This is a genomic window from Nitrincola tibetensis, from assembly GCF_003284585.1.
Classification (GTDB): Bacteria; Pseudomonadota; Gammaproteobacteria; order Pseudomonadales; family Balneatricaceae; genus Nitrincola; species Nitrincola tibetensis.
Genome location: NZ_QKRX01000005.1, coordinates 96,774 through 118,055, shown reverse-complemented (window position 1 = coordinate 118,055; position 21,282 = coordinate 96,774). Strand labels below are relative to the sequence as shown.

The following is a 21,282-nucleotide window of genomic DNA, read 5'->3' as shown; positions in this document are numbered from 1 at the left end:
AGCTATGTCTGATCGCAAAATCTTCGATAAACATGTTGTGATTGTCGGCGGTGGTGCGGGTGGTTTGGAACTTGCCACCCGCTTGGGCCGTAAATACTCCCGCAAGGGATTACTGGTTACACTTGTTGATGAAGACCCCACCCATATTTGGAAACCCTTACTGCATGAGGTGGCTACAGGCTCCCTTGACCCGGGAATTGATGAACTCAGCTATCGAGCCCAAGCGCGCAGTGCACGCTTCAAATTTCAGATAGGTCGCTTAGAAAGCATTGACCGCACCCAAAAAACACTCAACTTAGCCGCCGTAAAAGGCATCGATGGCGAAGTTGTACTCCCCGTTCGTACCCTTAATTATGACTACCTAGTGCTTGCCGTGGGCAGTCAAACCCATGACTTTGGTATCGAAGGGGTTCGTAATCACTGTGCGTTCTTGGACAATCGCTATCAAGCTGAGCGCTTTCATCACCACCTGCTCGAAGCTTGGCTTCGAGCGAGTTCTGTATCTGAGGGACATTTGCGCATCGCCATCGTGGGTGCAGGTGCAACAGGTGTGGAGCTTTCTGCCGAGATTTTCAACACGGCCAAAGAACTGAGCGCCTATGGTTTATCCAAGCTGAATCGCAGCCAACTAGAAGTCACGCTCATTGAAGCTGGGCCTCGAATTCTTGTTGCATTGCCTGAACGTCTTTCAAGCGCTGCGCATTTTGAGTTGGAAAAACTGGGAGTCAAAATCAAAACCAGCACACAAGTCGCCTCGGTCACGGCCACTCACCTTATTACGCAATCCGGTGAGGAAATTCAAGCCGACTTAAAGGTCTGGGCAGCTGGCATCAAGGCACCTGACCTATTAAAAACACTTGATGGATTAGAGGTGAATGGTCGCAATCAATTGGTTGTCCACCCGGATCTGAGAACAACACTTGACCCCTGCATTTTCGCCATCGGTGATTGCGCCGCCTGCTTGATGCCTGATGGAAAAAGCCTCGTCCCCCCTCGTGCTCAAGCGGCACATCAAATGGCCAGTTTTGTCTATAAACACTTTCGAAAAGTGCTTGAGGGCACCGAGGTTCCAGCCTATCAATACAAAGATTACGGGTCGATGGTCTCACTTAGTCAATACTCTACGGTAGGAAGCTTGATGGGGAACCTGAGCAAAGGCAGCATGATGGTCGAAGGACGCATTGCGCGTATTGTCTATGTGTCCTTGTATCGACTTCATCAATTGGCACTCTATGGGTTCTTTAAAACCGCTTTAGTGACCTTGGTGGATCGTATTAATCGTGTGATACGGCCACGTTTGAAGTTGCATTAATTCAGTTTTATTTCTGGTCTAAGGCTCTGTGTACTGGCTACCGTACACAACCAGCCTTACTCTAGAACAAACAGTGATTTTTGCCTTTGGAGCTCATACACAGGTAGTTTTGTACGTGAGTCACCCCGCGTGAGTACCCTATATGTGTGGTAATAGACAGATCATATTGCGTCCGTCCTTCATACTTTGTTATCGCAGACATTCGTCGCGACATGCTTTCCAAGTATCACCATCGAGGTATTATCATGAGCATTTTCAACAATCGTTCGATCAATTCATCGCGCAATCTTCTGTTCGGCGTTGCTACCCTTGTGGTGCTGCTTGGACTCGGTGGTTGTGCCGGAATGTCTAGTCAAGACAAGAGTACTGCAGCGGGTGCAGGTATTGGTGCAGTTGGCGGTTCAGTATTGACTGGCGGCAGTGCGACTGGAACCGTGGGTGGTGCAGCCATTGGTGGCATCATCGGTCATGAAATCGGCGAGTAGGAGGCAAGCCGTAGGACTTGAGTCTGATCGACTGCCAATCGGGCGAGCTTGGCTCGTTCAAGTACTGGAGTACAAACTATGCCTAAAGATTATCGCGCACCAAGCTGGAACAAGATCATGTCACGCGGACTCTCGACGGCTACGAAAAAGGCGCTACGCGCAGGAACTCGAGCAGTCAAGCGAGCGAGCAGTAACACAGTTACCAAGGCGATCAAGCGGCGCGTGGACGCGAAAAAACCACCACCAGGTGCTGGCAGCTGGATTAGCGGACTTGCTGTAGGGACAGCTGGCGCACGCAGCTTCCATGTGTATCGACCGCTAGGCATCCGTGCGAATGAACGCGTACCTCTGCTGGTTATGCTCCACGGCTGTGGTCAGGATGCCCGCAGCTTTGCGGTAAGTACTCGCATGAATCAAATTGCGGATCGTGAGCGTTTTTTAGTGCTTTACCCTGAACAGGATCGCTTGTCCAATCCACAGGGCTGCTGGAACTGGTTTGATACGACGGTCATCGGGTGTGCGTTTGGTGAAGTTGATTTGATCATGAATGCGATCAATCAGGTCAACCTGCTTTATCCAGTGGATTCTGATCGAGTCGCGGTAGCGGGCCTGTCCGCCGGGGCGAGCATGGCGGCACTGCTGGTTTCGCGTAACCCGAAGCGCTTCAAGGCGGTGGTGATGCATTCCGGCATCCCTATCGGTACTGCGCGTTCGACTCTGACAGCGATCGGTGCGATGTATGGACTGCTGGAGGCGGGACGTCTGGAGGCCACACCGACAACCATGGCTGAGTATTGGCCGTCCTTGCTGGTGATCCATGGCGATGGGGATAGCGTGGTGGCTGCAAGTAATGGACAAGCAGCCGTAAATTCATGGGCCGAAGCCGCTGGCGCACGCACATGCGCGTCGCGTAATTTACAGCGCGGCAAGCGCTACCCAATGACTGTAACGGACTTCAAGTGTGGCGTAAAAACGGTAGCGACGTTGATTAAAATTGAGTCACTTGGGCATGCGTGGAGTGGTGGTGCAGCCAGTGGTGGCAACTTTAGTGACGCGCGAGGACCCGATGCATCGCGCATGGTGTGGGCGTTTATGGATAGACAGTTTCGTGAATGACTGCCCAGTAGTAGCGGCTGATATCCCTCTAACCAACTCAGGATTGCCGATGCGCCCATAAAATGACTGACTGCTGGGCTGCTGGCTGGCAAAGTATTCAGAAAAAAAGGCGTACGCCAGACTTGCATAGGGTGCGTTCGAGAGGGTTCATCTTCCGCTGTAAAGACAATCAGACGCCCATCTTCAGCTAAGGCATAACCATGACTAATAATCGGGTTATTTAGGGCTTTACTAATCAAATTGTAGGGATACAAAGCGACCGTGCCATCAGTGGCTTCATAAAACACATAGAGCATGTCCTCGCCATTGGGCGAGCGCACGGGCGCGTTGAAAGACTAACCCTTCAAGATCATTGTTAAAATAACGCAGACCGCCCTACACCAAATAACAACCACCCGGAAAAATAAGGCCGTGATCCTCCGGCAACTGGATACAGGCTTCGCCTATGGCATCAATGCGTTTAATGATTGGCTTCTGCGTAACGAAAGCAATCCAGCGTATGATCATTGACCATACCCACCGCTTGCATAAACGCATAGCAAATGGTCGGGCCAACAAAATTGAAACCACGTTTTTTTAAATCACGACTCATGGCTTGAGACTCAGGCGTTTGCGCGGGCACCTCAGACAAGGTTGCCCAAGCATTCTGAAGGGGTTTGTCATTCACAAAACGCCACAAATAGGCATCTAAGCTGCCAAACTCAGCTTGAACAAGCTGCGCTGCACGGGCATTTTTAATCACAGAGGTAATCTTTAGACGATTACGCACAATCCCTGGATTAAGCATCAAATGCTCGATATCCGCCTCATCAAAATCAGCAACCAATGGAATCGTAAAATTAGCGAAGGCTTCACGGTAGGACTCGCGCTTTTTCAAGATGGTGATCCAACTGAGTCCAGCCTGCGCCCCCTCTAAAGACAACATCTCAAATAAATGACGATCATCATGCACAGGCACGCCCCACTCGTGATCATGATAGGCTTGATACAGAGGGTCGTCACTGCACCATGCACAGCGTGTCTTCATGTGGAAAACTTTTTTGCTGAGGATTTCATTCTTGAATTCTGCTTTTTCGTATTGTCAGGTAATCACCGAAATATATCACCAAGAATTGCCAATCACCAGTGATCTAGAAACCCCAAACAATACGGAAGCGACCTGATAAACATTACTCAAGAACTCTTCAACAGAAGAGATTTTAAGCCTCTTTCTCTGTGTATTCACCAAGCGACGCCTCCATCACCCTCCGTGCAATCGCTGCTTCCTGCTCACTCCGAGCTTCCACCACTAGGACGACATGCCCATTGGCGATGGCATCTCGGACTAAATCAGAAAGCCAGAAATCTTTACTGCCTTCCTTTCCCGCGGCACCAACGGCCGTTCCGATCAAGCCACCAATGCTGGCTCCCCAACCGATCAACACCAAGGGTGCGACCAATGGGCTAGCGACAAACAGAGTCACACTCGTTGCTGCCAACGCTACACTGCCGAGAGCACCGATGCCGGTACCCACCGCTGTGCCGATTGTACCGTCTACAATTATGTCTTTTAGTACACCGTCACTCTTAACTTCTTGCTCTGGCGAAGATGAAGTCGAGTCTGTAGCATAGATGTTCATCCGCTCGGGTGACACCCCCTGCTCAAGAAGGGTGATAAGTGTGCTCTCAGCTTCATCACGGTGGGCAAAAAAACCTGATACGTAGTGGCTGTATTCATTCATAGTCTTTCTCCTGGGGATGCCCCATGCGAAACTGTGGATGACCAGTCTCTCCATTTGAGCAAAGGGCGTCTGTACGACATCGCACACAGAGAATGAATGCGAGAGTAAATCGTTTTCTGACTTTCGGGCTTTAACTAAAGAGCTTCGGCAAGTAGGATAGGAGCATTAAACAAAGAATACACACCGAAAAAACAAGGATAAGACGCTAAGATGACGGATGCATGGTTTTTATTGGGCGCTTTATTTTTACTCCTCTTGATTTCCAGCATCATTTTAAGTTGGACCAATTTTTTTACACTGCAAAAACTCAAGCGTACAGTTGCAGAGCTTGAGCAACTTAAAGCAACTAAAACATCGTCGGCTGAAAGCTCTCATCAGCAAATCCTATCCGAACGGCCCTCAAACGAGCCAGCACAATCAACGAGTTCCTCCAGATCGTCACTTAAACCTGTTCCCCTTGACGCGCAGTCTGTTGAGGCAGCAATGGCATCCGTCGCAGACCCTTGGGATAGCAAAAATACGCAAAGCCCTACACCCAAGCCAGAAAGTACGCCTACGAAAAAAAGCCAAACAGTCTCGTCAAAATCCGGGAACTGGATGGTTTGGGTGGGCGGACTCTGCGTTGCTTTATCGGGTGTTTTTCTCGCACGTTATTCGATTGAACAAGGGCTGCTCGGACCAACCGCTCGTATTTTCTTAGGCATCATCACTGGCTTAGGGCTTTTAGTGGCAGCCGAGTGGCTCAGGCGTAAAACTCAAGTGGCCTACTCAGCCGTTGCAGCGTTGGCAGGCGGCGCTAGTGTCATGCTTTACAGCGTCATCTTAGCGTCGCTGCACTTATATCAACTCTGGCCACCCCTTCTCGTATTTGCTTTACTTGCGCTCGTTTCACTCGGAAGCATGTTATTGGCATTATGGCACGGGCCCACACTTGCACTCATCGGCATTACGGGCGGTTATTTGGTGCCTTTATTGCTTGGTGGCAGTGGAGGTGAGCCCTTACTGGTGCTTGTCTACATCCTCATTATCAGCAGCGCTGCATTGTTCCTGCAACGCTATGTCCAGCGTGCTTGGCTTTTCGCTCTAACCCTCGCGGGTATTTTGGGCTGGTGGTGGCTGATGCAAGTCGCCAACTATGGCATTGAATGGACTGGGCTCTACCTTACGCTGGCGGGCTACGCCTTAATCAGCATACCGCACGCGAACTTTAGCTTGAAAAAAACCTTCTTTGATCAGCCATTAAAGCGATCATTTAGAGCTTTCTTTCGACTAAAGCAACAAGATCAACAACATCTCACCCTTGGCTTAGCCCTGTTATTGCTAGCACAGGCCATTGGCTTTCTGTTCAACCCAACATGGGAAAACGCTATTCTGTCTTGGACACCCTTACTGCTGCTCATTCTTGCCGCCAGCTCACGCAATGAAAACTTGAAACTCTTGCCTTGGCTAAGCGCCCTGCTAATGACGGTTGCGATTGTACTGGCCAATTTGGCATTCCATTGGACCCTTACCGCACCCGAATACTCACTTACTTTGCAGCAACTATTACTTGTTTGGACGCTGATGTATTGTGCCTTTGCCTTTTTATCCTTGCGCAGGACTCGCTATCCGGCACTCGCGTTATCCTTAGGCACTCTGTTCCCCTTAATCGCGCTAGCGCTCATGTGGCAATACACCGAACTTCCGCTGCATAAGGGCTTTGTCAGTGCGTTATCTTTAATCTTAGGATTGGCCTATATCGGACGAGGACACCTTCGCCAACAAAAAGACTTTAGCAAAACCTGGCTGATCTTTGCAGGTCATCTTGGCTATTCACTGGCCGTCATCATTTTGCTCGATACTGCCACACTCACACTCGCATTAGCCGCTCAGGTCGTTTCACTGGCTTGGCTTCATAAAGAAAACCCTCATCCTTTATTAAAGGGTTTGATGAAAGTCATCCTAATGCTGATTCTCACACGACTCACTATTTTGCCTTGGGTTTTGCCAACATTTGAAACGTCTTTGCTTATCTATGCGGGTTGTTTTGCTCTCACGCTTATCGCCTCAAGACTCAACCGAGATCTCAGCCTGCGTCGATGGTTAGAGGGTGTCAGTCTGCACTTAGGTGTACTCTTCTGTGCGATGGCACTGCGTTATTGGCTCTACGCTGGGGATATGTTTAAACATGAATACGGTTTTACGGAAGCCGCGCTCAATGGTGTATTGTGGGGGGCGCTCGGGTTGGTTTACTACTACCGTGGCTTCTTATCAGAGCAACTGACTCCCTTTTACCATAAAGCCGCTCAAGTGTTATTGCTGGCACTCGTGCTCAATTACGCCCTGCTCTTAACCTGGTTTAACCCGCTATTTCACGCAAATGACGTGATCAGCAGCCGCCCCATTGCCAACCTTCTATTACTGGCCTACGGTGCACCCCTTCTGTTATTTTGGTTGGCAGCCAAGTTTTATAAACCTGCCTTGCAAACGCACTTTTATGCGCTAGCAGGCATCGGCACTTGGATCTTTCTGAATCTGGAAATTCGACATCTTTGGCAGGGAGAACTCTCGCTAGTACCTCGAGCCGAAGGGGGTGAGCTGTACACCTACTCTTTGGTTTGGTTGATGATGGCCGTCGCAAGTTTGCTCTATGGCACCCTGCGCCAAAAAGCTCGACTTTATCAAGCCGGAATGGTGCTATTAATGATCACGATAGGGAAAATTTTCCTGATCGACATGTCTGGACTCACCGGATTGCTACGGGTGGTATCGTTCATGGGTCTTGGCTTGTGTTTATTAGGCTTAGCCTTCACTCATCAATACATTGAACGTTTACAGTCGGCCAAACGCACTGAAGTATAAGACCTCAGTGCGTTTTTGAAGGTGAACTACAAGCCAGAAATATAGTCTTCAAAAGCGCTGCGTGCTTTCTGAACGTCACCTTGTGCCGTCAGCAACTGGGCTTCAAGCTGTTCCAGTTGATTTTCTTGCGCATTAAGACGGTCCACTAAGTCATCCTCAAGCATCGAAAAGACCGACACGCTTTATTCGCTGCAATTATACACCTATCTCTAGGCAGCGCTCATACTGATAACAGCGACCTATTTACGGTTTATTCGCCATGCGTTTTTCTAACGCGGGGCGACTGTCTTGTATGTCATGGCCTGCTGCGTGAGCGGCATTGAGCAAAGCGCCTAAGTCACAATCTTGCAACTTAACTTGGCTATGAACCCACAAAGAAACCGCTCTGCGCCCAGTCCTACAAAAAGCAAGAATGGGTGTCGGAAGCGCCTCAATCGCATACCCAAAGGCTTCAATTGCTTCTTCTGTATACTCGCCCGGTACGACTGGAATATCTTGCCAGTACAGCCCTTCTGCCTCAATGGCTTGGCGAAGACTAGAGTCATGCTGATAGTCATCCGCTTCACCGGGCACTCTATTGCAAATAACACTTTTAAAACCTAATGCTTTAATACGGCCCACATCTGATACCTGAATGGCATGACAAATACTGAAGCCCGGCTCTAACTCTTTAATGTCCATCGTTCTTCTCTTTAAAGTACTGTGATTGAAAATGATGCGAACCTTCGCGACTGAAACAACTCTAGCGACAACTAATATTAAATCATTTTCAATTAGACTTCTCTTATGTTAGATTGATTTTCACTATTATATTCATTAATAGAATATACTTATTACAATTAGATATATTTGATACTCTAGCGTCACTGAATGAACGCACATCAATCTAAGAGGAAATATCACATGTCATTACGTTTAGGCGATATCGCACCGAACTTCAAAATCGATACGACTCAAGGTGAAATTGACTTTCACGAATGGAGCGGCGACTCATGGGTCTTCTTTTTCAGCCACCCCGCTGACTTCACTCCAGTCTGCACAACAGAAATGGGACGCACGGCTCAATTAGCCAGTGAGTTTGCAGCACGTAATACAAAATCTCTAGGACTTTCAACCGACACTGTTGAAGAACACAACAAATGGATTGAAGATGTCAATGACACCCAAAATACAACCTTAGAGTTCCCTATCGTTGCCGATGAAGATTATAAAATATCTGAGCTCTACGGCATGATTCACCCAGGGGAAAGCGAGACAGCGGCCGTCAGAAGCGTGTTCATTATCGATCCGAATAAGAAAATTCGTCTTACCATGACTTATCCTATGTCATGTGGACGTAATTTTGATGAGATTCTTCGCGTCATCGATGCGCTGCAGTTGAGTGATGCTAAACGCATTGCGACACCTGCTGACTGGAAAAAAGGCGATGAAGTTATCATTCCACCCTCCATCAGCAACGAAGCGGCAAAAGATATTTTTCCACAAGGCTGGAATGAACTGCGTCCTTACTTACGCTTAACGAAAGTCTAAGTTAAGCAGACTGCGCTCGGGACAGCATCCTGAGCGCAGGGTTTCAATGCACCGTCTGAGAATATGAGGCCAACCAAGGCAACACCTCCTCAGCTGGCATAGGTTTAGCAATGGCATACCCTTGCCCCAAGCTGCACCCCATTTCAATGAGCAACTGAGCATGGGCATCGGTCTCAACACCTTCGGCGATCACTTGGCGGTTAAAGGCTTCAGCCAAACCAACAATCCCCTGCAAAATACTCCGATCATCCGCATCCTCTAGCATATCTCTAACGAACGCTTGGTCAATTTTGATCATATCGACAGGTAGGCGTTTTAAATACGAAAGTGATGAGTAACCAGTGCCAAAATCATCCAAGGCAATTCGAACCCCTAGCTGCTTACAACTATGCAGTAGTGCGGACACATGCGCCATATCCTCAATTGCACTGGTTTCAAGAATCTCTAGCTCTAAACTATCAGGCCCCAGAGTCGGATAAAGACTCAGCAACTCTTGCAACTTTCCAACAAAGTTAGGTTGCACCATTTGCATGGGGTCCACATTAACGCTAACTGCCAGACTCACCCCTTGCTCATGCCATTCAGACATTTGAGCCATCGCCGTGTTTAACACCCAATCCCCCAAGCGCACCATTAACAGATGATGATGTAATTCAGACAGGAAATGAGCAGGAGAGAGAATCCCTTTTTTCGGATGACGCCAACGAATCAATGCCTCAAGCCCAATGACCTCATGTGTTTGCATGTTGACTTTGGGCTGATAAAACAACTCAAACTCTTTATGATTCAATGCCCTTTCTAGGCGTAGTAACGACTGATGTCGATCGCGCTCAAAACGATCCTGCTCGGCATCGAAGATATGATAGCGGTTTTTCCCGCTCATTTTGGCCTGATACATGGCATGATCCGCTTGACGCAACAGTTGCTCAGCATCGATGGCTTCGGCTTGAGGGAAAAATGTCACGCCTAAGCTGGCCGACACTTTTAATGCACGATCATTTATTTGAACACTTTCAGAAGACGCACTTAATAAACGTGACAGCAAAGGATAACAGGAGTCAGTGCTGGAAAGATCCGTCATAATAACAACAAATTCATCACCACCTAGACGCGCCAAGGAATCACTGCTGCGCAGAGTTGACTTCATACTGGCCGACAGCATGATTAAAAACCGATCGCCAACACTATGGCCGTAAGCGTCATTAATTTCTTTAAACCCATCCAAATCCAAATACACAACCGCCATTTTTTCATCGCGACGCAAAGATTGAGACATAGCCTGTTGCATACGGTCTGCCAATAAAACACGGTTGGGTAAACCCGTTAAGGCATCATAATGCGCAATGTATTCAAGTTGCTCTTGATGCGCTTTCAGCGCGCTGATATCCGAAAAAAGTGCAACGTAACGCTTTACTTCTCCGTCATCGTCTAGAACTGCACTAATGGTTTGCCTTTCAGCATAGACCTCTCCATTCTTACGACGATTCCATATTTCTCCCGTCCATGAACGTTCCGTTAACAGCGCTTTCCACATGGTGTCGTAGGCTGCTTTATCCTGTTTTCCTGATTTCAAGATACGCGGATTCTCCCCAATTGCTTCGTCCGCGGTATAGCCAGTGATTCGCGTAAAGGCTTCGTTCACATCGACAATCGTACCATCTGCCTCCGTAATCATTATGCCTTCGTTGGCGTGCTGGAATACACTCGCCGCCTCTTTCAATTGTTCTTCCGCTTTTTTACGCTCTACATTTAAAAGTAACTGCGTAGCGATAGCAGCCGCCGTAGAGACAAACGACTCCTCATCTAAATGCCACTTACGAGGACTGCCCAAGTGCTCTGCCGAAATTAACCCTGCGACTTCGCCATCAAGAAAAATGCCAGCGTCGATTAAAGACGTTATCCCCAACTTTTTGGTGTAAAGATCCCTCCACTCAAGAAGACGCATATCTTCCTGAGTGTTATCAATGCAGATAACTTCTGCAGACTTTAATATTTCAAAGTAGAAAGGAATATTTTCCCTTAGGATCACTTGCCCATCCGAGAAAGACCTATCTTGCGCATGATAGGCCGCTATGCAATGTAACTCATGATTTTTTAAGATCCAAAAACTGGTCCGATCGACCTGCAATGCCACAGACAAGGTTCGCAGCAAAAAATGAACTGCATCGGTCATATCACCGGCAATCAAATTCGAATTTAATGCCAGATTGGCAATTGCAGCTCGTTGCGCGTTTGCTCGCTCTTCACTTTGCCTCATTACCTTATCGGTCTGAAGTCGTAACTGTACGTTGACCAATAAATTTGCAAACAACGCTAATAACTCTTGTTCATCCCGACCTAATGCAACGGAATCTTTGTTAACAATATCAAGGCCCACATACCCCAAACACTCCTGCCCATTCATGAGTGGCACATTAATCAGGCTCTGGATTTCTTGCGCCTCTAATAAAGCGCGTAATTGACCTTCAGGTAAGGACTTCACACTACTGATGAAAAGGGGCTCACCGCGAAGATGACACGATAACCAGTCATTAACGTGATCCAGTGGGATATTTTGAAGTTTTGCAATTTCTGACGACACTCCAGGAGCACACCACTCATAGGTGTTACTGCTCGTTTGATTGTCAAAATCATAGTCAAACACATAGGCACGATCCGCATTGAAAAACACAGCGATGCGCTCAAGGGCTTTATTAATCGCTAAGTCGCATTCGTGAATCGGAAAATTGATAAAGGATTGAGCCAAGCCCAAGATTAGTGCTCGATATTGAGATTGACGCTGAATCAATTGCAAAGTGCGCCGACTTTCAAGTGCCGACCCTAGAATCCCCGCCAGTATTCTTAAAGCGAGGCGATCGGCCAAGCCCCAAGGCCTAGGCTTCGTCATAGCGGCTAAGCCAATAAAGCCCGTTATATTGCCTTCGCTTCCATAGGTCGCCACATCAATAAAGGCACAAATACCCAGCTGTGGAAACAATACGCGCTCTTTCTCTGCACGAGACGGTAACTGCTGCACATCTCCAACGCTGATATGGCCCTGCCCAAAGATTGTTTCTTTCCACCAAGGCACATCTTTGACATCAAAGAAACGTAACTCATTGCTAGGTAACGACAAGCCTTCGGCTATCCAGTTATGGGTATTCTCTATTTGAGTTAGGTCCTGATTAAATTCAAACAAGTAGGCTCGATCCACTTTAAACAATGCCGCCACATCTTTAAGACACGCATTGATCACGGCATCAAATTCTTCTTTTTCTTTTGCGATAGACAGAGTCGCTGCCGTCCTCGTCGCAATTTTTTGGAATCTAAGTTGACGTTTTGTACCGAGAATCGACATTGAAACTCACTTATATTTAATACAGCAATTACTCATGTTGATACTTCTGAATCCTAGACTATCTGTAAAATTAATCTACACATTTTTAATCTCCCTCTAGAGTTCAAACACTTAACATAGGTTATAGCACGTCTAATCTATTTGCCTGACCCCTATTAAAAATTTTGTTATGATAGTGTTTTTTGTGCGAGATACACTTCAATGTCAAAGATACTTGTCACTGGCACGGCCGGATTCGTTGGTGCAGCTGTTACACTCAGACTGCTTAACCTTGGCCATCATGTGACAGGCATTGACAATTTAAACGACTATTACGACCCTCTGCTCAAACACGCCCGATTGTCTCAATTTCAAGACCACCCCAACTTCACCTTTACACACCTTGATATTGCTGACCGAAATGGCATGACAAACCTGTTTGACAATATAGCCTTTGATGCCGTCATTCATCTCGCCGCTCAAGCGGGTGTTCGTTATTCAATCGACAATCCTATGGCCTACATCGACAGCAATGTTGTCGGAACCATGACCGTTTTAGAAGGCTGCAGGCACTCAGGCGTTCAGCACCTCGTCTACGCGACCTCCAGCTCCGTCTATGGCAACAACACTAAAATGCCCTTCTCAACCAATGACCGTGTTGATACGCCTATTTCCCTATATGCGGCCACCAAAAAATCCAATGAACTCATGGCCTACACCTATGCTCACCTATATCAACTGCCGATGACAGGGCTTCGCTTTTTCACCGTGTATGGCCCTTGGGGCCGTCCAGACATGGCACCTATGAAATTTGCAAAAGCCATCTACTCAGGCCAAGCCATTGATGTCTACAACCATGGGGATATGCAACGCGACTTCACTTATATTGACGACATTGTTGAAGGCGTCATCCAAGTGCTTGATAAGCCACCCGCTGGCACGGAGCAATCGCCACCTTACCAATTGTTTAATATCGGTAATGGGAAACCTGTACATTTAATGAAATTCATTGAGTGCTTAGAGGACGCCATTGGCAAGAAAGCGATCAAAAATCTAATGCCGATGCAGCCCGGTGATGTGCCCGCCACATGGGCCGACACCTCGGCCTTATTTGAGCTCACTGGATACTCACCGAATACCTCTGTTGAACAGGGAGTGAATGCCTTTATTTCTTGGTATAAAGAGTATTACAAGTGCTAGGGGCTATTCACTGCTCATCATATGCACCGTGTTTAAATTGAGACCCGCACCGAGTCGTCTAAAAACACGAAAAACCGTAATTTCTACTTTACCCAGAAACAAAGGTACTATTTAATAACCTATGGATAGATTTTACTGACGCAAGACGTGTTGCATCTCAAGGCAAGCGCAACGGAGTGTAAAGGATGAGCAAGCCTCTCCCCATTTTATTAATTGGTACTGCTTGTCTGATCATCCTGATCGGACTGAAAATGCTTGTCTCTTCGTTTCATACACACAAAGTTGACTTATTTTTGGAGCATTGGCAAAGCCAAGGCATCCCGCCAAATCCTAAAGCTTTAGACATCGCGCAAACAGCCGCATTAAAAGCGCACTCATGGTTTCCCATCGAACAAGGTGCTAACCATTTTAGGATTGGAAAAGTATACGAATGGCAAGCCTTCCATCTACCCATCGGCGACTCACAAGCCGATGCAGCTAGAAGATCCGCTTTGCAAGCCTACCAAACAGATACCCAACTTCGCCCCACTTGGCCCTATGCCTGGAGCCATGTCGCACTGATGAAATCGCAATTATTAGAGCTTGATGACGAATTCACAGAGGCGTATCAAATGGCCAAGCAAACAGGCCCATGGAGAAGAGACATACTTTTAGAACTCTCTCGCATGGGAATTGGCCTATGGTCTGGCTTATCACCCCTACAAAAACGCTTAGTCCTTGAAACAACCGCGCAAGCGGCGATAGCGGACCGACGGAATATTCGCCCCCTCACTGAACAACTTAATAATGCTAGGCTGCTTGCCACCTTCTGTGTGTATTTTCGCAGTCAAACGGAAAACTCTGCACCCATGTGCGGCTAATAACGCTTAGCGTAGCAAACCTTAATGGCGTTTAAACCTTGTTGCTGTGTAGTTTAAAGGAGTATACAACAGTGATTGAAAGCAACCCTAACTTGCGATTTAGCAGTAAATCGACGTCCGTTTATCGTATTATTGACATGATGTTTATGGTGGTCATGCTGCTGTTGGCCATGTACATAAATGGAATACCTTACGGTAAAGATTACTGGCTGCTGTTATTTGCAAACTTGGCCATTTTTTCTTACTTGGGTGAGTCAATGCAGCTGTATCGTGTGCTCAGAGCGGGGCAATTCACTCTCCGAATCATGCTGCTATTTGCCGTACTGAGTATCTCGTTTTTGCTCACTGTCTTCATGCTGTTTTTGATGAAAGAAGCCGAAACTTACTCACGACTCACCCTAATGAGTTGGTACTTACTCTCGCTCTTCTCTTTTATCGGTTGGCGTCTAATCTATCGTAAAATCAAACATCAACGCTACGCCAATGGATTTGGCTTACGTAAGGTCGCCATTATTGGACTGACGCCCTCGGGGCTTAAGCTGCAAGAGCAAATCAACAAGCACAAAGAAATGGGGCTCAAGTGCATAGGTTTTTTTGACGATCGTACCGAAGAGCGACTCGCTGAGCACTCAGACCAGCTGATTGGCAAGGTTCAAGAAGCGGTTGAAATGGCTCAGCGCAATGAAATAAATAAGCTATACATTTGCTTACCCCTGCTAGCCGAAAAACGGATTGCCAATATTATTCATGAACTTGGCGATTCAACCGTCGATGTATTGCTAGTGCCTGACTTTTTATTAAAAAATCTAATGCATGCAAACGTTAGCAGTGTCGGCAATATCGACACCATCAGTGTGTTTGAGTCACCCCTTTCTGGTATCAAAGAGTTCTATAAGCGAACGTTTGATATTTTGTTTAGTGCCTGCGCACTCATTGGCATCTCACCTGTTCTGATTGGTGTGGCCTTAGCCATTAAACTCACCTCACCGGGTCCCATCCTCTTCCGTCAGGATCGCTATGGTCTGGATGGTAAACGCATTGGTGTCTATAAATTCCGCTCAATGAAGGTAATGGAAAATAAAGACGTTGTCGTGCAAGCGACCAAAGGCGACAGTCGCATTACACCCGTCGGGGCCTTTATTCGACGGACATCGCTTGACGAACTCCCACAGTTTTTTAATGTGTTAATCGGTGATATGTCCGTGGTTGGCCCCCGCCCCCATGCAGTTGCCCACAACGAAGAATATCGCAAGCAAGTCGATTACTATATGCTGCGCCACAAAGTGCGCCCTGGCATCACCGGATGGGCACAAATTAACGGCTGGCGAGGCGAAACCGACACGCTCGAAAAAATGGAAAAACGCATTGAATATGATCTTGAATACATTCGCAACTGGTCTTTGTGGCTCGACATAAAGATTATTTTCTTGACGTTTTTCAAAGGTTTTGTGAACAAAAACGCCTATTAACACCTAAGGTGCGAAGTCCCCCTTACACTTCGCACCTCTTAAACGGAGACCCCGTGTTTATTCTTAACTTTCTGCGCCTTCCTTTATTCATTTTATGCTTTGCTGTCTTGCTTTGGGGGTTGCTGCGCCCCGAGTCTCCCCCGGATTTTTTCGATCACTCGGATAAGTGGATGCACCTAATCGCTTTTTTGGGTTTTGCGTTGGTCAGCCGATTTGCGTTTATGTCGTTGCGAGGAGTTTGGGTATGGCCGCTCTTATTTTTGGCGGCACCTGGGTTGGAGTACCTTCAACACTTTGTCCAGCCTAATCGCACCTTTAGCTGGGCCGATGTGGCGGCAAACATCACAGGGGTTTTGATTGCGCTGGGTGTATGGGCTGTTATCGGTCGTTACCTTCATTCTTGGTGCACAACTAAAGATTAAAATGCACTAAATGAAGGCAAATCTGCCAACTTAATGACATTTAAAACAAACCATATAAAGCCCTACTTTATTAACTTTCAAACAATTCCTAAAAATTCAAACGCTTAGAAAAAGTTATTGCAATGCAGTAAATTTGCTAGCCAGACTTGGCACGAAACCTGTATTATACACAAATGGACAATCTGCGCGCAGTACGTTTTGTTTGAGTGTTTTTCATACAACCGGTGCATCTTTGTAACCTAGCTGCCATGCAGTGACGTTAGGATTGTCAAATCAGGATTCGAGGACGATCAAAATGCGCAAATCTTTACTTGCTTTATCTCTTGCAGCGGCACTGGCTTCGTCAGTTGCGTTTGCACAAGAAGCTTCTGAAGAAATCACACTACTTTCAGCAATGACTACGTGTACTCCGTTATCAAGTGAGCAAGTGACTGTGTTTTCAGGAGATGACACTGATGCAATCCTTCAGTCAACCCTAGACCTTGTTGTAACGGCAGCAGATGATGAAGCATTAGTTAGTTGCATAACAACTGCGTTTATATCCAACTTCCCTGAGCTCAGTGCTGAGTTACTAGCAGGGGTCTCTGAGGTATCGCCCGATATGATCGCATCTGTTGCTGAAGCAATTGCTGAAGCAGAGGCAGCCGCTGCAGGCCCTGGCGACACAACAACAGAAGGTGGTAACTTAGCAGGTACTGGGCCAAATACTTTAGCTGCTACAAGTATACCAACGGCTGGCGCTGGTGGCGGCGGTGGTATTACACCATCAAGCCCTAATTAATTTTCAAAATCACTCTTGTTCATTCAATAATGATTAACAAGAGTGATAGGGTTTAAACGATAGACTGTTAGTGACTGAGACCGCAAAGGGATTTATTTATGAAAAAATTGTACAGAATTAGTACCACAGTACTTGCCGTATCGAGTGCATTTGCCTCTCAAGTACATGCCATAGAACCTGCCAGCATAAAAATGGGCGGCTTTGATTTTGTACCAACTCTTGAACTCTCTGAAACGTACGACGATAACTTTCGCGCAAATAACCAAGCAGAAACAAGCTGGATAACCACGATAAAACCTAACTTTGTTTTGTCAGCACAAGAGCGCAACAGTCTGTACGAACTGTCCTACAGTTTTGTACACGACAACTTTCACTCCAGTTCTAAAGACAGCAACACAGACCATCTTCTTTCAGCCACAGCCAACATGGAATTTAATGTTCGCAACCGCTTAGTCGCCCGCGCAAGCTATGCTAAGGTCGAAGATGTTGATGATACCGACACCAGCACAGCCAATGATCGTTTTAGCACCAGTGGGTTAGGCGCAGTGTATACCTTTGGCGCCCCCTCAGCCTTAATGAACATTGAGCTTGGTTATAATCACGAACGCAAGCGAACTGACAACAACGTCAACTTTGATAAAGAGTTAGACAGCAATGTACTCAGCGGTACTTTTTTTTACCGTATAGGCCCAAGAACACAGCTATTAGCTGAAGCTCGCCACAGTGAGTTTGATTATAAGTCAGCCAACCAGTTCGACAGTACAAACATGTCCTACCTTGCCGGTATTAGGTGGCAAGCGACTGCGTTTACCGCTGGAACTGCGAAAGTTGGTCACGTTAAAAAGGATTTCAAAGACCCAACAAAAGCAGACCGAGACTCCAGCAGTTGGGAGATCGGGATGACCTGGCAGCCGCTTACCTATTCTGCTTTTAACTTTACCACGCGACAAGGTATTGATGAAGGTGACGAAGGTGCGGACTCCATAAAATCAACAATTTCAAGCTTAAACTGGAATCATCGTTGGAGTGGGTTTGTCACTACTAACGCGCGTATCAGTCATACAAACAAAGATTATGACAACGGACGTAACGACAAGGTCAAAAGCCTAGGTTTAGGTGTGACTTATGAACTCCGCCGTTGGTTAGATCTAAGCTTGGGTTACCAGTACAACGATCAAAGCTCCACAGTTGCATCAGAGAACCATGATCGTAATCAGTACATGTTGAAACTCACAATGGGACTGTAACCTTGTGTTTGCGATTCAGGCCGGATTCACAACCGTCCTGAATAATGTCAAACAATGGTGCACACGATCTTGTGCACCTCAATCTTGGTTAAGGAAAGCATCATGCCCTTTTTTAAAAAAGTAATATCGATTATCGGTCTTTTAGTAATTACTCTATTCAGTGGCATTGCATCAGCAATGACAGACAGCCAATATCGCTTATCCTCTGGCGATGTCATCAAAATCAGTGTATTTGGTGAACCCGATCTTTCGCTAGAGAGCGTTCGTCTAAATGATGCTGGAGCTTTTTCTTACCCCTTTTTAGGCGAGATTCGAGCACTTAACATGACCGCCTCAGAGCTTGAAAATGAGCTTAAGCGTGGCCTGGAAGGTGACTTTTTAGTCAACCCAAATGTAAGCGTTAGTATACTCGAATACCGAGAATTCTTTATCACTGGCGAAGTTCGTAATGCCGGTGGTTACCCCTTTCAGCCAGGAATGACTTTGCGTCAAGCTGCCGCTATGGCTGGCGGCTTAACCGAGCGTGCCTCTCAACGCCGCATGACCATTATTCGTGATGGTGACACCAGCCGTACTCCCGAGCGTGCCACGATGGACACATCCGTTAACCCAGGCGATATTATTCAAATTGATCAGGGCTTTTTCTAAACATGGATAGCAACACATTACCTGCCACTGAGTCACGCAATTGGCTTAGAGAAAAAATGGACAATGACGAAATCGATCTCCTCGCCCTTTGGAATACCCTTTGGCGTCGTAAATGGAGCATTATTACACTCGTTTTTATTGTCATGGTGCTAACAACCTTAGTTGTTATGAGCATTACCCCTATTTACCGTGCTGCCTCTACTTTGTTGATTGAGCAAAAAGGCGCACGAGTCTTATCGATTGAGCAGGTATACGGTGTTGATGGTTCAGGGAATGAGTATCTGCAAACACAGTTCGAGTTGTTAAAGTCGCGTGCATTGGCTGAGCGTGTTGTACGTCGCCTTAACCTTCACACCCACTATGAGTTTGACCCTGCTCAGCAGGAGCCGCCTTTAGTTGATATTCGTGGCATGTTGAAAAACTTCGATATCAATCAGTTTATTCCAGGCATTGTGCCAGAGGATCTAGAAGAGCCAATTCCAGTATCAGAAGATGAAATCATTGAACGTGTCACACGTGCCTTTATGGAGCGTGTCACCATTTCCCCTGTGGGGCGCAGCCAGTTGGTGCGTATTAATGTGGACATGGCGGATCGCTTTACGGCAGCGGCAGCGGCAAATGCGTTGGCCGAAGGCTTTATTGATGGTCAGCTTGATGCCAGCATGGAAATGACCATGTCAGCCACTACTTGGATGAACAGCCGCCTCAGCGAGTTACGTTTGAACTTACAAACAGCTGAAGATCGTTTGCAGTCTTTCCGTGATGCCGAGGGCATTGTGGATGTCGGCGGTATTTTAACGGTGACCGCCAGTGAGTTGAGTGCAACGAGTGACCGCATGATTGATGCGCGTCGTAACCGTGCCGAAGCAGAGAGTGAGTTTCGTCAAGTACAAGCCATGCGCTCTGGAGGTTGGGAGCGTTTAGCATCTATTCCAGCGGTGTTGAGCAATCCATTAATTCAGACGTTTAAGGCAGAGGAAGCACGCGCTCGGGCACGCGTAGATGAGTTGTCGAGCCGCTACGGTGCGCGCCATCCGGCGATGGAAGCGGCACAGAGCGACCTCAATGCAGCTCGGGCCAGTTTGCGCACGCAGGTAGAACAGATTGTTGCAGGAATTGAGCGTAATTATCAATTATCGGTTGCCAATGAGCAGTCGTTACGCCGTTCGGTCGAAGAGAACAAAGAGCAGATTCAAGATATTTCACGTAAAGAGTTCCAGTTACGTGAGTTGCAGCGTGAAGTGGATGCAAACCGTACCTTGTACGACACCTTTATGACACGCTTGAAAGAGACAACGGCGACGTCGGATCTTGAAACGGCAAATGCACGGATTGTGGACCGAGCTGTTGTGCCTGAGCATCCAATTAAACCCCGTAAGTCCTTAATCATCTTAATTTCTGGAATAATGGCAGGTATGTTTGGGGTTGGGTTAACCCTTTTACTATCTGCTTTAAATAATACATTTAAGAGTATCGAAGAGGTTGAGAACAAGTTAAATCTACCCGTTTTAGGCATTCTGCCGTTACTGTCGAAAAAAGACCGTAAAGCGATGGCCCACATGTTCTCTGAAAACAAGGATAAAACCTTCGCAGAGTCAATAAGAACCATTCGCACTGGGTTAGTTTTATCCGGCATAGATAAACCACACAAAGTCATAATGGTGACCTCATCGATTCCAAATGAGGGTAAAAGTACCGTTGCTGCAAACCTAGCATCGGCACTAGGCCAAATGGAAAGTGTTATTTTAATCGAGGCTGATATGCGTCGCCCCACCATGGCAAGAAGCTTTGAATTTGCCCCAGGTACTGCCGGCTTAGCTAATTTAATCTCTGGCACAGCAACCTTGGAAGAAGCGATTAATATCGTTGATGGCATTGATGTATTAAGTGCGGGAGTTGTCCCACCTAATCCGCTTGAGCTGTTATCTAACCCTCGCTTTAAAGAGGTTTTGGATAAGATCAGCCAGAAATACGACCGTGTCATTATCGACTCACCGCCCGTACAAGCCGTGAGCGATGCGCTGGTCTTGTCTACGCATGCCAATGCGGTGGTTTATGTGATTAAATCCGATGCAACGGCCCGTCCTTTAGCTATTAAGGGTGTTGGTCAGTTATTGCAAAGCAACGCTCCCATTACGGGCGTTGTATTGAACCAAGTCGATATTAGGAAAGCGAAAAAACAAGGCTACAACTACGGCGGCTATTACGATTACTACGGGTATAGCGGCGGTAATAAAGCCTAAACGCAATACGCATGATTGAATAACGTTAAAAGCCTCTCTGGTATGAGGTTGCATAAGATGGATTTGATAAGTAGGCGTTAAGGATAGCCGA

The 21,282-nt window shown here is 47.0% G+C and carries 18 protein-coding genes and 1 pseudogene; 13 read left to right on the top strand and 6 right to left on the bottom strand.

The genetic code is table 11. The annotated features are described in order from the left end of the window. Window positions 1-4: 4 nt before the first annotated feature. The 3 genes from DN062_RS08525 (at window position 5) to DN062_RS08515 (ending at window position 2,913) form a co-directional block, all read left to right on the top strand. On the top strand, window positions 5-1,312 hold the full coding sequence (locus tag DN062_RS08525) for an NAD(P)/FAD-dependent oxidoreductase (RefSeq protein WP_112158908.1): 1,308 nt from the start codon (window positions 5-7) through the stop codon (window positions 1,310-1,312). Between the two features lie 245 nt (window positions 1,313-1,557). After that, window positions 1,558-1,797 carry a glycine zipper 2TM domain-containing protein gene (locus tag DN062_RS08520; RefSeq protein WP_112158907.1) on the top strand — a complete coding sequence of 80 codons (240 nt, stop codon included), beginning with the start codon at window positions 1,558-1,560 and terminating at the stop codon, window positions 1,795-1,797. Window positions 1,798-1,875: 78 nt separating this feature from the next. Next, complete coding sequence (locus tag DN062_RS08515; protein ID WP_205126693.1) at window positions 1,876-2,913, top strand: extracellular catalytic domain type 1 short-chain-length polyhydroxyalkanoate depolymerase; 1,038 nt, start codon at window positions 1,876-1,878, stop codon at window positions 2,911-2,913. Between the two features lie 116 nt (window positions 2,914-3,029). On the opposite strand, the pseudogene DN062_RS19060 reads toward DN062_RS08515, so the two are convergent. The 4 genes and pseudogenes from DN062_RS19060 to DN062_RS08500 all read right to left on the bottom strand — a co-directional run. Next, window positions 3,030-3,209, bottom strand: a pseudogene (locus tag DN062_RS19060) (DNA repair ATPase); the annotation flags it as partial. Between the two features lie 79 nt (window positions 3,210-3,288). Further along, window positions 3,289-3,420: a DNA repair ATPase gene (locus DN062_RS19055; RefSeq protein WP_275668116.1), complete on the bottom strand. Its 132-nt coding sequence runs from the start codon at window positions 3,418-3,420 to the stop codon at window positions 3,289-3,291. Continuing rightward, window positions 3,374-3,940 (bottom strand): DNA-3-methyladenine glycosylase I, encoded by a 567-nt coding sequence (locus DN062_RS08505; protein ID WP_112158906.1) that lies wholly within the window; start codon window positions 3,938-3,940, stop codon window positions 3,374-3,376. The genes DN062_RS19055 and DN062_RS08505 overlap by 47 nt, the downstream gene beginning before the upstream one ends. 172 nt (window positions 3,941-4,112) lie before the next feature. Continuing rightward, window positions 4,113-4,634 (bottom strand): hypothetical protein, encoded by a 522-nt coding sequence (locus DN062_RS08500; protein ID WP_112158905.1) that lies wholly within the window; start codon window positions 4,632-4,634, stop codon window positions 4,113-4,115. A gap of 210 nt (window positions 4,635-4,844) precedes the next feature. Between DN062_RS08500 and DN062_RS08495 the strand changes: the two genes are divergently transcribed. Next, the gene (locus tag DN062_RS08495; protein WP_112158904.1) at window positions 4,845-7,475 is read left to right on the top strand and encodes a DUF2339 domain-containing protein; all 2,631 of its coding nucleotides are present in this window, start codon (window positions 4,845-4,847) and stop codon (window positions 7,473-7,475) included. A 243-nt stretch (window positions 7,476-7,718) separates the two neighbouring features. Here DN062_RS08495 and DN062_RS08490 read toward each other — a convergent pair whose 3' ends face one another. Then, window positions 7,719-8,156 carry a protein tyrosine phosphatase family protein gene (locus tag DN062_RS08490; protein ID WP_112158903.1) on the bottom strand — a complete coding sequence of 146 codons (438 nt, stop codon included), beginning with the start codon at window positions 8,154-8,156 and terminating at the stop codon, window positions 7,719-7,721. 222 nt (window positions 8,157-8,378) lie between these two features. On the opposite strand from DN062_RS08490, the gene DN062_RS08485 reads away from it, so the two are divergent. Beyond that, window positions 8,379-9,005, top strand: a complete 627-nt coding sequence (locus tag DN062_RS08485; RefSeq protein ID WP_036511016.1) for a peroxiredoxin — start codon at window positions 8,379-8,381, stop codon at window positions 9,003-9,005. A 43-nt stretch (window positions 9,006-9,048) separates the two neighbouring features. On the opposite strand, the gene DN062_RS08480 is transcribed toward DN062_RS08485, so the two are convergent. Continuing rightward, a complete protein-coding gene (locus DN062_RS08480) occupies window positions 9,049-12,342 on the bottom strand; it encodes a bifunctional diguanylate cyclase/phosphodiesterase (RefSeq protein ID WP_112158902.1) in 3,294 nt (1,097 codons plus the stop codon). Between the two features lie 201 nt (window positions 12,343-12,543). Between DN062_RS08480 and DN062_RS08475 the strand changes: the two genes are divergently transcribed. The 8 genes from DN062_RS08475 (at window position 12,544) to DN062_RS08440 (ending at window position 21,191) form a co-directional block, all read left to right on the top strand. Further along, window positions 12,544-13,521: an NAD-dependent epimerase gene (locus DN062_RS08475; protein WP_112158901.1), complete on the top strand. Its 978-nt coding sequence runs from the start codon at window positions 12,544-12,546 to the stop codon at window positions 13,519-13,521. 185 nt (window positions 13,522-13,706) lie between these two features. After that, window positions 13,707-14,381 carry a hypothetical protein gene (locus DN062_RS08470; RefSeq protein ID WP_112158900.1) on the top strand — a complete coding sequence of 225 codons (675 nt, stop codon included), beginning with the start codon at window positions 13,707-13,709 and terminating at the stop codon, window positions 14,379-14,381. A gap of 71 nt (window positions 14,382-14,452) precedes the next feature. Further along, window positions 14,453-15,850 carry an undecaprenyl-phosphate glucose phosphotransferase gene (locus tag DN062_RS08465; protein WP_205126692.1) on the top strand — a complete coding sequence of 466 codons (1,398 nt, stop codon included), beginning with the start codon at window positions 14,453-14,455 and terminating at the stop codon, window positions 15,848-15,850. Between the two features lie 53 nt (window positions 15,851-15,903). Next, a complete protein-coding gene (locus tag DN062_RS08460; RefSeq protein WP_112158899.1) occupies window positions 15,904-16,272 on the top strand; it encodes a VanZ family protein in 369 nt (122 codons plus the stop codon). A gap of 295 nt (window positions 16,273-16,567) precedes the next feature. After that, a complete protein-coding gene (locus DN062_RS08455; RefSeq protein ID WP_112158898.1) occupies window positions 16,568-17,053 on the top strand; it encodes a hypothetical protein in 486 nt (161 codons plus the stop codon). 98 nt (window positions 17,054-17,151) lie between these two features. Next, window positions 17,152-18,300: an outer membrane beta-barrel protein gene (locus DN062_RS08450; protein ID WP_112158897.1), complete on the top strand. Its 1,149-nt coding sequence runs from the start codon at window positions 17,152-17,154 to the stop codon at window positions 18,298-18,300. Between the two features lie 102 nt (window positions 18,301-18,402). Beyond that, on the top strand, window positions 18,403-18,948 hold the full coding sequence (locus DN062_RS08445) for a polysaccharide biosynthesis/export family protein (RefSeq protein ID WP_112158896.1): 546 nt from the start codon (window positions 18,403-18,405) through the stop codon (window positions 18,946-18,948). A gap of 2 nt (window positions 18,949-18,950) precedes the next feature. Further along, window positions 18,951-21,191 carry a GumC family protein gene (locus DN062_RS08440; RefSeq protein WP_112158895.1) on the top strand — a complete coding sequence of 747 codons (2,241 nt, stop codon included), beginning with the start codon at window positions 18,951-18,953 and terminating at the stop codon, window positions 21,189-21,191. Window positions 21,192-21,282 lie beyond the last annotated feature (91 nt).

Bases quoted from the DNA above. Each gene is read 5' to 3' on its own strand.
- DN062_RS08525 (WP_112158908.1), top strand. From the start codon at position 5: ATGTCTGATCGCAAAATCTTCGATAAACATGTTGTGATTGTCGGCGGT.
- DN062_RS08520 (WP_112158907.1), top strand. From the start codon at position 1,558: ATGAGCATTTTCAACAATCGTTCGATCAATTCATCGCGCAATCTTCTG.
- DN062_RS08515 (WP_205126693.1), top strand. From the start codon at position 1,876: ATGCCTAAAGATTATCGCGCACCAAGCTGGAACAAGATCATGTCACGC.
- DN062_RS19055 (WP_275668116.1), bottom strand. From the start codon at position 3,420: ATGATCATACGCTGGATTGCTTTCGTTACGCAGAAGCCAATCATTAAA.
- DN062_RS08505 (WP_112158906.1), bottom strand. From the start codon at position 3,940: ATGAAGACACGCTGTGCATGGTGCAGTGACGACCCTCTGTATCAAGCC.
- DN062_RS08500 (WP_112158905.1), bottom strand. From the start codon at position 4,634: ATGAATGAATACAGCCACTACGTATCAGGTTTTTTTGCCCACCGTGAT.
- DN062_RS08495 (WP_112158904.1), top strand. From the start codon at position 4,845: ATGACGGATGCATGGTTTTTATTGGGCGCTTTATTTTTACTCCTCTTG.
- DN062_RS08490 (WP_112158903.1), bottom strand. From the start codon at position 8,156: ATGGACATTAAAGAGTTAGAGCCGGGCTTCAGTATTTGTCATGCCATT.
- DN062_RS08485 (WP_036511016.1), top strand. From the start codon at position 8,379: ATGTCATTACGTTTAGGCGATATCGCACCGAACTTCAAAATCGATACG.
- DN062_RS08480 (WP_112158902.1), bottom strand. From the start codon at position 12,342: ATGTCGATTCTCGGTACAAAACGTCAACTTAGATTCCAAAAAATTGCG.
- DN062_RS08475 (WP_112158901.1), top strand. From the start codon at position 12,544: ATGTCAAAGATACTTGTCACTGGCACGGCCGGATTCGTTGGTGCAGCT.
- DN062_RS08470 (WP_112158900.1), top strand. From the start codon at position 13,707: ATGAGCAAGCCTCTCCCCATTTTATTAATTGGTACTGCTTGTCTGATC.
- DN062_RS08455 (WP_112158898.1), top strand. From the start codon at position 16,568: ATGCGCAAATCTTTACTTGCTTTATCTCTTGCAGCGGCACTGGCTTCG.
- DN062_RS08450 (WP_112158897.1), top strand. From the start codon at position 17,152: ATGAAAAAATTGTACAGAATTAGTACCACAGTACTTGCCGTATCGAGT.
- DN062_RS08445 (WP_112158896.1), top strand. From the start codon at position 18,403: ATGCCCTTTTTTAAAAAAGTAATATCGATTATCGGTCTTTTAGTAATT.
- DN062_RS08440 (WP_112158895.1), top strand. From the start codon at position 18,951: ATGGATAGCAACACATTACCTGCCACTGAGTCACGCAATTGGCTTAGA.